The sequence below is a fragment of the Sphingomonas sp. So64.6b genome (assembly GCF_014171475.1).
Lineage (GTDB): Bacteria > Pseudomonadota > Alphaproteobacteria > Sphingomonadales > Sphingomonadaceae > Sphingomonas > Sphingomonas alpina_A.
On the sequence record NZ_CP048817.1, the window covers coordinates 3,116,968 to 3,129,646 of the forward strand.

The 12,679-nt window shown below is 65.2% G+C and carries 10 protein-coding genes; 6 read left to right on the forward strand and 4 right to left on the reverse strand.

What is annotated here, in order from left to right; genetic code table 11:
- Positions 1 to 14 precede the first annotated feature (14 nt).
- Positions 15 to 1,067 carry a DUF47 family protein gene (locus G4G27_RS15005; RefSeq protein WP_244624347.1) on the reverse strand — a complete coding sequence of 351 codons (1,053 nt, stop codon included), beginning with the start codon at positions 1,065 to 1,067 and terminating at the stop codon, positions 15 to 17.
- Between the two features lie 267 nt (positions 1,068 to 1,334).
- Here G4G27_RS15005 and G4G27_RS15010 point away from each other — a divergent pair, with 267 nt between their 5' ends.
- From G4G27_RS15010 to G4G27_RS15035, 6 genes are all read left to right on the forward strand, one after another.
- On the forward strand, positions 1,335 to 3,719 hold the full coding sequence (locus tag G4G27_RS15010) for a VIT domain-containing protein (protein WP_183109405.1): 2,385 nt from the start codon (positions 1,335 to 1,337) through the stop codon (positions 3,717 to 3,719).
- A complete protein-coding gene (locus G4G27_RS15015) occupies positions 3,662 to 4,498 on the forward strand; it encodes an exosortase/archaeosortase family protein (RefSeq protein WP_183109406.1) in 837 nt (278 codons plus the stop codon). Before G4G27_RS15010 ends, G4G27_RS15015 begins: the two co-directional genes overlap by 58 nt.
- Positions 4,495 to 5,028 (forward strand): hypothetical protein, encoded by a 534-nt coding sequence (locus G4G27_RS15020; RefSeq protein WP_183109407.1) that lies wholly within the window; start codon positions 4,495 to 4,497, stop codon positions 5,026 to 5,028. The genes G4G27_RS15015 and G4G27_RS15020 overlap by 4 nt, the downstream gene beginning before the upstream one ends.
- Before the next feature lie 5 nt (positions 5,029 to 5,033).
- Complete coding sequence (locus G4G27_RS15025) at positions 5,034 to 5,759, forward strand: response regulator transcription factor (RefSeq protein WP_244624348.1); 726 nt, start codon at positions 5,034 to 5,036, stop codon at positions 5,757 to 5,759.
- Positions 5,750 to 7,330, forward strand: coding sequence for a HAMP domain-containing sensor histidine kinase (locus tag G4G27_RS15030; RefSeq protein ID WP_244624349.1), 1,581 nt, complete (start codon positions 5,750 to 5,752; stop codon positions 7,328 to 7,330). Before G4G27_RS15025 ends, G4G27_RS15030 begins: the two co-directional genes overlap by 10 nt.
- Positions 7,331 to 7,467: 137 nt before the next feature.
- Positions 7,468 to 10,827: a glycosyltransferase gene (locus tag G4G27_RS15035; protein WP_183109408.1), complete on the forward strand. Its 3,360-nt coding sequence runs from the start codon at positions 7,468 to 7,470 to the stop codon at positions 10,825 to 10,827.
- 12 nt (positions 10,828 to 10,839) lie between these two features.
- Here the strand turns inward: G4G27_RS15035 and G4G27_RS15040 are convergent, their stop codons facing one another.
- The 3 genes from G4G27_RS15040 to G4G27_RS15050 form a co-directional block, all read right to left on the reverse strand.
- Positions 10,840 to 11,328 carry an SRPBCC family protein gene (locus tag G4G27_RS15040; protein WP_183109409.1) on the reverse strand — a complete coding sequence of 163 codons (489 nt, stop codon included), beginning with the start codon at positions 11,326 to 11,328 and terminating at the stop codon, positions 10,840 to 10,842.
- The gene (locus tag G4G27_RS15045) at positions 11,325 to 11,666 is read right to left on the reverse strand and encodes a metalloregulator ArsR/SmtB family transcription factor (protein WP_183109410.1); all 342 of its coding nucleotides are present in this window, start codon (positions 11,664 to 11,666) and stop codon (positions 11,325 to 11,327) included. Before G4G27_RS15045 ends, G4G27_RS15040 begins: the two co-directional genes overlap by 4 nt.
- A 298-nt stretch (positions 11,667 to 11,964) precedes the next feature.
- A complete protein-coding gene (locus G4G27_RS15050) occupies positions 11,965 to 12,540 on the reverse strand; it encodes a porin family protein (protein WP_183109411.1) in 576 nt (191 codons plus the stop codon).
- Positions 12,541 to 12,679: the final 139 nt, after the last annotated feature.

The window sequence follows — 12,679 nt, forward strand, 5'->3', positions numbered from 1 at the left end:
ATCTGGCCCCGCCCTTACGCGTGATCGATCACGAGGCCGTCTATCTCGTTGGCGACATCCTCGAACCGATCGACGACCTTTTCGAGATGGCTGTAGATTTCGCGCGCGACGATGAATTGCAGCGTGTTGGTCTTGCCATGCGCCTTGAACGCGGCCTTCAGACCGGCAGCATGGATCTCGTCGGCCTGGCCCTCCATGCGCACCAGCCGCTCGGTCAGTTCGTGCAGGCGCGTCGCATTGGCGTGGATGTTGCGGAGCAAGGGCAGCGCTTCGGCGATCAGGCGCGCGGCGTCGACGATGATCGCCGCCATGTCCTTCATCTCCTGCTCGAACTCGGTCACCTCATACAGGCTGATCGCACCGGCGGTCTGCTGCATCTGATCGATCGAATCGTCCATCGCGCCGATCAGGCTGGTGATCGCGCTGCGGTCGAACGGCGTCAGGAAAGTACGGCGCACGGTGACCAATACTTCGCGGGTGATGTCGTCGGCCTGATGCTCGCGCTCAATGATCTCCATGATATGGTCGGCCATGCCCGACCCGCCCTGCAGCAGCCGCGCCAGCGCGTCGCTGCCCGCGATCAGCGTGACCGCATGTGCCTCGAACAGGCCGAAGAAATTGCCTTGCTTGGGCAACAGCGCCTGAAACCAGTGAAACATTCTGAACCCCTGTGTGATTTCCCTGGCATTGGCCAGCCGCATGCCGCTGCGTACGATATCGCTCGACCGGAAGCTGCGCAGCAGGTCGCCCAGATCGGGCTCGTTGACCGCATTGGCGGCATCGGCGAGCGAGAACCAGCGCCGCTCACGCTCGTCCTGCTCTTCCCATTCGTCGAGTTCTTTCGTCACCGCGATCGGGAAGACATCGACCTCGACCATCAGCGACGCGCCGTTACGCAGTTTCTTGCGATAGGCATAGCTGCCGATCTTGGTCGGGCAGGCCGCGCCGATCACGCCCGCCTCTTCTTCCGCCTCATGCGCCGCCGAAGCGTGCGGCGACAGGCCGGTGACGAGATTGCCCTTGGGCAGCACCCAGCGCTTGGTCTCACGCGAAGTGACCATCAGCACGCTGATCGGCGCGTCGAGCGCATCGCCACTGGTGCGATAGGGTAGAGCGGCGATCTGGCGAATGGCCCGGGCCTTGATTTATGACGATTGTGTGACACGCTTTGCCCCGCCGCGCGGCAAGCGTCAAACATTCAAAGCCCCATCCGAAGGCGTCCCCCTGCACCGTTCCTGCACGACAATTCCTCCACCCGTAGATGGTGCGCGGATCGCCCGCGCATGCCGATCTGCCAGTCAGGTGTCACTCACTCGCCGTCTGGAGCCGTCGCCATGTCCTATCGCGAAAAATCATCATTCCCCGGCATGCTGGCGCTGATCGCCGGCACGATCTTTCCCGCATTGGTCATCCTGATCGAATTGCTCAGCGGATTTTGCGCCGGTGCGTTCTTCGACCCGATCCCGACGCCGGCGCATGTCCTGCTGGTGGCGAGCGTCCCGGCGATCAATTTCCTGCTGTGGCGCGCTGCTCGACGCGAGGACGCGCCCCAGCCAGCGCTGATCATCTTCGGCGGCGCGGCGATGGGCATCGCGGCGGGTTATGTCCTGGTCTTCCTGCCGATGCTGCCCGTCGCCCTGATCGCGATCATCTTCTTCGGCTTCGGCTTGCTCCCTTATGCGCCGGTCGCCGCGCTGCTGATGGCGATCAGATTGACCAATAATTTGGCTGGCTGGGTCGAGCATAGCGGGCGCCGCATCGCGATTGGCGTGATGATCGGCCTGACTGCGCTATTCGCGGTCGATGTGCCCGCCACCGCGACCTATATCGCGGTCGGCCGGTGGCAGGGCGATGCGGCCAGCCAGCGCAGCGCCGTGACGACGATGCGCTGGATCGGCGATCGGGGCATCCTCTTGCGGCTGGGCAATGGCGATGCCGGGCGGGCGCCGGGCGTGTTGAGTTTTCTTGCGACAAGCTGGCAAGCGGGCGGCCTTGGTTCGCCACAGGTATCGAGCACGGCGGCGCGCGAACTCTATTATCGCGTCACCGGAATCGCGTTCAATGCGGTCGATCCCGCCACCCTGTCGGGCGCGGCGCGGCGTGAGGGCCTTTTCAATTGGGATGAGGACCAGGGCGGCACGTCGGTCGGCGGCCGGGTCAAGGGTCTTGCGCTGACCGGATCGCGGATCGATGGGTCGATCAGCGGCGCCGACAGTCTGGCTTATGTCGAATGGACCGGTACGGTCAGCAATACCGGCCGGAGGCAGGCCGAGGCACGCCTGACCCTCGCGCTGCCGGAGGGCTCGGTCGCATCGCGCGCCACCCTATGGGTCAATGGCGAGCCGCGCGAGGCGAGCATCGGCGGACGGGCGGAAACGCGCGCGGCCTATACCGCGATCGTGCAACGCCAGCGCGACCCATTACTGGTCACCACCGATGGCGCCGGACGGCTGCTGATCCAGGCTTTCCCGATCGATCCGAACAAATCGATGCAGTTCCGCATCGGTATTTCCGCCCCGCTGGTCACCGCGCGCGACGGAGCACGCAGCCTGACCCTGCCGGCGATCGTCGAGCGTAATTTCGATATCGCCGCCGATCAGCCGCACAGCATCTGGATCGAAGCCGATACCCCGATCACCGCGCCGCCCGCGCTGACGCGATCGACGATTAAGGGCAAAACCGGCGTGACCGGGAAGATACGCGACGCCGATTACGCCCGCTTGCGCCCGCACCTCGACATCGCGCCGGTCACAAGTCCGAACGTGCGCAGCGCGACGATCGCCGCCGAGGGCAAGCAACCCGCGATCACCATCGTCCAGCATATCGCACGGACGCCGGTTGCTCGCCCAGGCGCGCTGGCGATCGTCGTCGATGGTTCGGTCGGCAACAAGGCCGCCGCCGATGCTTTGCTCGGCGCGCTCGACGCACTGCCGCGCGGTTTGCCGGTATCATTGCGTATTGCCGCGGAAACACCAGTGACAATTGCGCTCGCGCCATGGGGATCGGCGCAGCGCGAGCTGGTGCGCAAGGCGCTGACCGATACCGACTTTATCGGTGGACAGGATAATGTGCCGGCGGTCGCCGATGCGATTGCCGAAACGCACGCTGCCGATGCGGTATTGCTGTGGGTGCATGGCGCCCAGCCGGTCGCATTCGAACGCGCCAATGCCGGACTGGAGCAGGTGCTGGAGCGTTCGGGCACACTTCCGCGGCTGGTGCGCTATCAGGCGGATGCGGGTGCGGCCTTTGCGATCGATGGCCAGCCCTGGTTCGAAAATGCACGCTTCGTGTCGCCCTCCGCCGATCCGGCGCGCGACGTCAGCGAGTTGCTCGGCGATATCGCACAAAGCGGCGCTGCATGGCGGACCATCCGGATCGCGGAAGCCCCTGATACGGCCACGCCGGGATCGATCCATATCGCGCGGCTCTGGGCGGCGGATGAGGCGATCCGCGCGCTCAGCGGCAAGAAGGACCAGCGCGCGGCGGCGGTCCAGCTCGCACGACGCGCCAATGTCGTCACACCGGTCAGTGGCGCGGTGGTGCTGGCGACCGACGCCGAATATAAGGCGAATGGCCTGGCGATCCCCGATGCCGACGCAGTGCCGACCATTCCCGAGCCGCATGAATGGGCGTTGCTGGCGATCGTCGCAGCCCTGCTGGTATGGCTGTGGCGCCGACGCCGCGCGCTGTCCGCCATGCCGACACCGGCATTCACCTGATGCATCCGGCTTTCGCGCTGGCACTTGCCGCACTCGCTTTTTGGGATGCGGTGCGGCTGCTTGCCGGGCGGCTCGGGGATGGGCTGACCTGGCTGCCGCTTAGCGCGGTCGCGGTCGCGCTGGCCTGGCCGGTCGTGCGCAAGCTTGCCGTCGGCCAGGCGCGCCCGGTCTCACCCGCTCTGCCGTGCGTGATCTTCGCGAGCTATGGCCTTGCCGCATTGACCGCCCCGCCGCTGGTGCGGATGGGGATTACGGTGGTGGGTCTGGTGCTGATCCTGCGCGACGCGGCGGGTGATGATCTGCCCGCCGCACCCGCGATCGGGCTTGGCCTGCTCGCGCTGCCGGTGTTGCCAAGCCTCGAATTCTTCCTCGCTTATCCGCTGCGGCTGGTGTCGGCGACGCTCACCGCCGGGCTGCTTGCCATGAACGGCATCAATGTCGGGGTCGACGGGGTCGCGCTCGACTGGAACGGCGATCGGCTGTTGTTCGATGCCGCGTGCGCGGGCGTGAAGATGCTATGGGCCGCGCTGCTGCTGGTCAGTGCGATCGCGCTGGTCGCGCGCTTCGGCCCGCTGAAATATGCCCGCGCCATGGCGCTGGCGGTCATCCTGACCATCGCCGCCAACGCGCTGCGCGCCGCCAGCCTTTTCTATCTCGAGAATGGCTTCGTGCCCCGGTTGAGCGGACCGGTCGCGCACGAGGCGGTCGGGATTGCAGCCTTCATGATGGTCGCCGGATTGCTCGCCGCGATGGTCGCGCCACGGAGGATGACGGTATGAATAGCCTGTCTTTCTCAGCCATCCTGCTCGCATTTGCTGCTGCAGCGATACCTTTTTTCTCCCCCGCAACCATCGCCGCGCCCACGCAATCAACGCCTTGGCCCACAAGCTTCGAAGGTCGTCCGATCAAGCGCATCGCCCCCGCCCCCGCCGACCGTTTCCTCGCGCGGCAATTTCCCGGGCAAGTCGCGCGCTTCAGCGACGGCCGCCGCCAGATCGTGCTGCGCCGCGTCGCCGTCGCCACCCGCGCGCTGCATCCGGCGAGCGATTGCTTCCGCGCGATCGGCTATACGATCGAACCGGTCGCGATGCGCATCGCGACCGACGGCAAGCCCGCCTCCTGCTTCACCGCGACACGCGATGGCCGCATCTTGATCGCCTGCGAACAGGTGCGCGGCGCCAATGCCGATGAAGCATGGCCCGACGTCTCGTCCTGGTATTGGGCCGCGCTGCTCGGCCGGTCGGCGGGACCGTGGACCGCCTCGCTAACGGTCGAGCAAGCGCCGTTGACGCAACCTACCCCGGAGTGACAGACATGCGCGCAATGGCCCATCATATCCTCGTCGTCGATGACGACCCCCATATCCGCGACCTGCTGAGCTTCGCGCTGGCCAAGGCGGGCATGCGGGTGACCGAAGCGGCGGATGGCGAGGACGCGTTTACCGCGCTGCAGGCCAATCCGGGCGACGCGCCGATCGACCTGATGGTACTCGACATCAATATGCCGCGCCTGAACGGGCTCGACCTGTGCCGCCGTTTGCGTGGGTCGGGCTTGCCCCAGGCCGAATTGCCGATCCTGTTCCTGTCCTCGCGCGATGACGAGATCGACCGCATCGTCGGGATCGAGGTCGGCGGTGATGATTATGTCGTTAAACCCTTCTCGCCGCGCGAAGTGGTCGCGCGGGTCGGCGCGATCCTCAAGCGTCAGGGCGGGTCGAACGGTGCGGCCGGCGCAAGCAAGGCGATCGCCCATCGTCGCCTCGCGCTCGACCCCGAAGCATGGGAAGCGCGCTGGGACGGGCAGCCGGTGCCAACCACCGCGACCGAATTCCAGCTCCTGCTGCTGCTCGCCTCGCTGCCCTCGCGCGTCTTCTCGCGCGACGCGATCATCGACCGATTGCACGGGCCGGGCTTCGCAGTCACCGACCGGACGATCGACAGCCATGTCCGTAATCTGCGCGCGAAATTCGTGACGGCCGGGTGCGGCGACCTGATCGAGACCCGCGCCGGGATCGGTTATCGTATCGGCGCGTGCGGCTGATCCGGTCGCTCAAGGAATCGGTCAAGCGACATTGGCCGGCGCTGCCGCTGCGCACGATCCTGTTCGGCACGTTGCTGTTCACCGCCGCGCTGCCCGGCTTCGGCGCGGTATTCCTGCGCGTCTATGAAAACACGATTGTACAACAAACCGAGGCTGAGCTGATCGCGCAGGGCGCGGTGCTCGCCGCAGCGTACAAAGCGGCGTGGAACGAGGGCAAGCGTGAAACCGGCACTCCGCCGCTGGCGCCCGAACCGCCGCAGATCGACTTGCGCACGATGCGGGTTCTGCCACCCGGCACGACCAATCCGGCAGAGCATCGTGCCGATCCCGCCGCTATCGCGGTCGCACGACAGTTGCAGCCGATCGCGAACGATTCAGCCGCGGTAACGCTTGCCGCGGTGCGCTTGCTCGACCGCGACGGCATTGTCGTACTCGGCAAGCACGATATCGGACAAAGCTATGCCGGCGACGCCGAAGTCGGGTTGGCGCTGAAAGGACGCAGCGCGACGGTGCTGCGCCAGCGACAGGAATTTCGCGACGGCATCTTCTGGGAATCGATCAGCCGTGCCGCGACGATCCGCGTCCATCACGCGCGACCGGTGATCGCACAAGGAAAGATCGTCGGCGTGGTCCTGCTGTCACGCAGCCCGCGCGGCCTGTTGCTCGGCATCTATCAGGATCGCGGCAAGATCGCGCTCGGCGTGGCGCTGATCTTCGGCACTTTGCTCGTGCTGGTCGCATTGCTCTCGCGTGGCATCGCCCGGCCGATCATCGCGCTGACCCGCGCGACCGAGCGTGTCGCGCAAGGGTCGGCCGAGATGGGCTCGGCCGATATGCCCGAAACGCCGACCACCGCGGCGATCGAGATCCAGGAACTGTTCGACAATTTCCGTATCATGGCTGACCGCATCGCGGTGCGATCGCGCTATCTGCGCGATTTCGCAACGGCGGTCAGCCACGAATTCAAGACACCGATCGCCGGCATTCGCGGCGCGCTCGAACTACTCGACGATCATTGGGTGACCATGGACGCGGACGAACGCCGCCGCTTCATCGCCAATGCCAACGCCGACGCCGAGCGATTGCAGCGTCTGACCGACCGGCTGCTCGACCTGGCGCGCGCCGATATGGCGAAGGGCGATAGCGATGCACAGGCAGATTTGACCACCATCGCCCGGCGTGTCGCGACACGCTTCGATGCGCTAGAGGTATCGGTTACCGCCGAACCGGACGAGATCGCCGCACGTATCGCGTCTCAGGTGTTCGAGACGGTGCTCGACACGCTGGTCACCAACAGCCTGCAGGCGGGCGCGCGCAAGGTCGGAATCGCGATCCGCCCGGTCGGCGATGGCATTGCGGTCACCGTGCGCGATGACGGCCCCGGCATTCCGGCGGCCGATGCGGAACGCGTATTCGAACCCTTCTTCACGGGTCGTCGCGACACCGGTGGCACTGGCCTCGGCTTGTCGATCGCCCGCTCGCTCCTTGCCGCGACCGGCGGCACAATCGCGATGCTGCCATCCACTCAAGGTGCGGCGGTCGAGATACGATTGGCGCGCGGTGCCGGCTGAGGCCACAGGTGCTTGATCGATACAGGCAAATATTGTCGGTTCATGCCATCCCGCAGTTCATGTCACATGACAAGAATGTCATGCCCACGCCATGATTCGAGAGATCTTCGTGGCCTAGACGTCGGCCACCGGTGACCATGTCAAAACCCATTTTCTTCGATGCCCGCGGAACGCGGAAGCGCTGGTCGTTTCGCGCGGCCTTTTCGATGATCGCGCTGATCGTCGCGGTCGCCGGCATCTTCGCGGTCACGATCATCGATGTGCCGGCGGGCGATCCATTGCCGATCCGCTACGAGCGCGCTCAGGCATTGCCGCTCGGCGCGCAGGTCGCCGCGATCCGGCACAAGCTCAATTCCGAACTCCGCTCGCTCGGCTGGCTACCGCGCCGTGTCACTGCCCCGCGACCCGGCGGCAAACCGCTGACCGTGGGTTTCTACGTGCCATGGGACGAAGCGAGCAAGGTATCGCTGCGTACGCATCTCGACGATCTGGACTGGGTCGTACCGGCCACCTTCGCTGTCGCGGGCAAGGATCACCAACTCGGTCAGGTCACCGATCCCAATTTCGACGCGATCCTCGACAGCGCGGTGCATCGGCCGACCGTGTTGCCGATGGTGCAGAATATCTCCGGCGGCGTGTGGGACGGTACCGGCGCCGCGGCCCTGTTCCATGATCGCAAGGCCCGTGGTGTATTGATCACCAAACTCGCCACGATCCTGGCGCAACGTCACGCCGGCGGCGTGGTATTCGATTTCGAGAATCTACCGGCCTCGTCGCTCGCCGATTATCGCATCTTCCTGAGCGAAGCGCGTGCCGTATTTACGCCGCGCCACCTGATCGTTTCGCTGACCGTACCCGCCGGCGACGCGGCATGGGATTTGCGCGCGTTCGGGCGCGTCGCCGACCGGGTGTTCCTGATGAATTACGATGAACATTGGCAGGGCGGCACCGCCGGGCCGATCGCGTCGCAGCCCTGGTTCGCGCAGCAAGTGCGCGACGCGGTGAAGGCGGTCGGCGCGGACCGGCTGATCGTCGCGTTCGGCAGCTATGCTTATGACTGGCATGCACGCGACGGTCAGGACGGAAAGGTCGACGCGCTGTCGATGGAGGAGGCGTGGCTCGCCGCGCATGACAGCAGCGCCACGATCCGCTTCGATTCCGTCAGCGGCAACAGTTCCTTCGCTTATACCGATGGCGGCGAGACGCATCAGGTGTGGATGCTCGACGCCGCATCCGCCTGGAACCAATTGCGCGTGACCCGTGCGCTGGGCGTCAACTCGGTCGCGTTGTGGCGGCTCGGCAGCGAAGATCCCGGCGTGTGGTCCGATCTGGATAACTGGCAGGGCAAGGGCACGCCCGATTTGTCGCGTATCCGCCCGATCGCCAATGTCGATGTCGAGGGCAATGGCGAGATTCTGCGCGTTGCCGCCTCGCCGACCGATGGCGCGCGCCGCGTCACGCTCGATTCCCGGCGCCTGATCCGCGACGAATTATTCGACGCCTTGCCCACGCCGTTCGTCGTTCAGCGCACCGGCGCGCTGCCGAAACAGGTCGCGCTGACCTTCGACGACGGTCCCGATCCGACCTGGACGCCGCGCATCCTCGATATTCTCGCGCAGCGGCACGTCGCGGGCACCTTCTTCGTGATCGGCGAGAATGCCCTGCCCCACCCACTGCTGCTGCGCCGGATCGTCGCGCAAGGCGGCGAGATCGGCAACCACAGCTACACTCACCCCAATATGGCGCTGGCGAGCAACAATAGCATCGCGGTTGAGCTCAACGCGACCGAGCGGCTGATCGAAGCCTATACCGGCCGCGCGACGCGCCTGTTCCGAGCACCCTATTTCGGCGATGCGGAACCGACGACGGCCGACGAACTCGGCCCGGCGCTGCAGGCGCAGGAGCGTGGCTATACGGTGGTCGGATTGCACGTCGATCCCAATGACTGGCAGCGGCCGGGCGCCGACGCGATCGTCGATCAGGTCATCAAACAGGTGCTGGCGGGAAACGACGACCGGTCGGGTAATATCATCCTGCTGCATGACGGCGGCGGCGACCGCGCGCAGACTGTGGCCGCACTGCCGCGGATCATCGATGGGTTGCGCGCGCGCGGCTATCGCTTCGTGCCCGTCTCGACGCTCGCCGGCCTGTCGCGCGACCAGGTCATGCCGCGCATCACCGGCAGCGATCTGCTTGCGATGCGCGCCGATGTCGGGGTGTTCGCGGTGATCGCGGCGATCGTATGGTCGCTCGACTGGCTGTTCGTGCTGGCGATCTCGCTTGGCATCGGCCGCGCGGTGATCATGGCCGGCCTCGCGCTGCGGAGCAAGCGCGCGTCACGCCACATCGTGCCCCCGCCGTTCGACCCCGATCGGCTGGTCTCGATCGTCATCCCGGCCTGGAACGAGGAACGCGTGATCGTCGCATCGATCGAGCGCGTGCTGGCCAGCACCGGCGCCGCGATCGAGGTGATCGTTGCCGATGACGGATCGACCGACCGCACCAGCGCCGTGGTAACCGAGGCATTCGGCAACGACCCCCGAGTGAAGCTGCTGACTTTGGTCAATGGCGGCAAGGCCGACGCACTCAACCGTGCGCTGCTTCACGCGAAGGGCGAGATCATCGTCGCACTCGATGCCGACACCCAGTTCGAGGCCGAGACCGTCGCGCGGCTGGTGCGCTGGTTCGCCGACCCGACGATCGGCGCGGTCGCGGGCAATGCCAAGGTCGGCAATCGCGTCAACCTCGTCACGCGCTGGCAAGCGGTCGAATATGTCACCGCGCAGAATGTCGAACGCCGCGCGCTGGCGCAGTTCGACGCGATGATGGTCGTGCCCGGCGCGGTTGGCGCATGGCGACGCGCAGCGCTCGACGCGGTCGGTGGTTATCCGGTCGATACGCTGGCCGAAGACCAGGACCTGACCATCGCGATCCAGCGTGCCGGCTGGCGCGTCGGTTACGATATCGACGCGGTCGCCTGGACCGAATCCCCGGAAAAGTTCGGCGCGCTTGCCAAGCAGCGTTTCCGCTGGGCGTTCGGCACGCTGCAATGCCTGTGGAAACACCGTGCGATCTTCCGCAAACGCCGTCCGCTCGGGCTCGCGCTGATCGGCATGCCGCAGGCCTGGCTGTTCCAGATATTCTTCGCCGCGGTCTCGCCGGTGATCGACCTTGCCCTGCTGCTCGCGATCGTGCGCACCTGGGTTCGCGTGTCGCAGCATGGCTGGGCACAGACGCAAAGCGACGTGCTGACGATGGGTGCATACTGGATCGCATTCGTCGGGATCGACATTCTTTGCGGCTGGATCGCCTATCGCCTCGAACCGCGCGAGCGGCGTTACCCCGCGCACCTGCTCGTCGCGCAACGCTTCGTCTATCGCCAGTTGATGTACTGGGTCGTGCTGAAGGCGATCGGATCCGCGATCGCCGGGCTCGGCGTTGGCTGGGGCAAGCTTGAACGCACCGGATCTGTTGCCGGCAACACTGCGCCGGCCTGATCTATCGCCCCCTCAAGCCTGCCGTTCGACCAGCGCCGCAAGCTGCGCGGCGACCGTGCCCCAACCATCGGCAAAGCCCAGATTCTGATGCATGGTGCGATCGGCGCCATTCTTGTGCATCACATGCGCACTATATTCCGTACCCAGCGGATGGTCCGCCAACGTGATGATCGCGGTCATGAACGGTTGTTCGGCGGGGCGCCATCCCGCCAGCAACGAGTTGGTGAAGACAATCCGTTCGCCCATATCGACCGCAAGGAAACAGCCGCTGAGATGCGGGCCGAAATCGCCCCCATCCTCGCTCATCCGCGTCTCCAGCGCGCCGCCGGGGGTCAAGTCCAGCGCCACCACCTGACATCGGGCCGGCGCCGGTATCCACCAACGTTCGAAATTCGCCGGTTCAGCCCATGCCCGCCACACTGCCGACCGCGGCGCCTTGATGATGCGCGAGATAGTCAGGTCGAGTTCGGGATCGATCGGCAAGGTCGGCCGGACGGTCATGATTTATCCTCTTTATGCAATGCGATGGCGAACGCCTCGAGCCGGTCGGTACGGCCTTCCCACACCGCGCGCTGTGTCGCGAGCCAGCCGTCGATCGCGGCGAAGCGCTGCTGATCGATCGTGCAGGTGCGCACCCGGCCTTGTTTGCGCGTGTGGATCAGCCCGCTCCCTTCGAGGAAGCGGATGTGTTTCATGAACGACGGCAACGCCATGTCGAACGGCTGCGCCAGATCGCTGATGCTCGCCGGTCCACGTCCCAGCCGTCCCAGCACCGCGCGGCGAGTGGGGTCGGCAAGCGCCTGGAAAATGCCGTCGAGCTGCGCTTCATACTGTTCCATAAGGCTAAGTATCTCAGCGCAATACTTAGTGCAAGAGATAAGTGTTTAGAAAGCCGCCGGCAGCCCGCCATTGGCTGGCCCGACTTTTCCGCCTTATATGTTGCGATGACGGTGACCCAACGGCTTGGCGCGATGACGCGCGATCTGATCGCCGCCCCAAAAACAACGGGGACACAATAGCCGATCCCTTGTCGGAATCGGATATCATGTCCCCGGAATTTCCTGACCCGCCACGACGACGATTCGTCACCGCGACCGGCAAGATGCGGGAAGCGGCGAACCGCCTCCCGCAGTTTGATCAGAAGCGGAAGCCGACGCCGACCAGGCCCTGATGGCGCTGAAGATCGACATTGGAACCGAGCGTGTCGCCAACGCTGTAGTTGGTGTAGACGTATTCCGCCTTCACATAGGTGTTCGCGCTGACATTGACTTCATAGCCCGCACCGAGGTGGAAGCCGTCGGCATTCGCGCCGAGATCGGTATCTTCGATCTCGAGACGGCCATTGCTGTAACCGCCCTTGACGTACAGCAGGCCCTTGCCGACGACGCCACCAGCGCGAACGCCGACGGTGATGTTACGGCCGGCCTTGACGCAGTCGCTCGAGTCGCACAGCTTCGCGGTCGAACCTTCGATGCCGGCATAGGCGCCGACAACGACGCCCGAGAACGTGCCGTCATAGCCAGCTTCGACGCCATAGCCGAAGCCCGTACGGCTGGCATCGCCGAGGCCGTCGACGCTGAACTTGACGTGATCGAGCACGGCACGTGCTTCGATGCGGGCGCCGCCCTTGAATTCTTCAACGGTATCCTGCGCCATCGCCGGCGTTGCGACTGCGAGCATGGCAACGGATGCCAGCAAAAACTTGATTTTCATTATATTCCTCGTCATCGGATTCGCTGCCTATGCAGACGGGGCGTGCATTTACCGCGTCGAATGGCAAATGCAATTGGGTTGTTGCAATGCAGCAATCAATTCTTTGCAGTGTGTTGCAAGTGTGCAACGGTAGCAATTC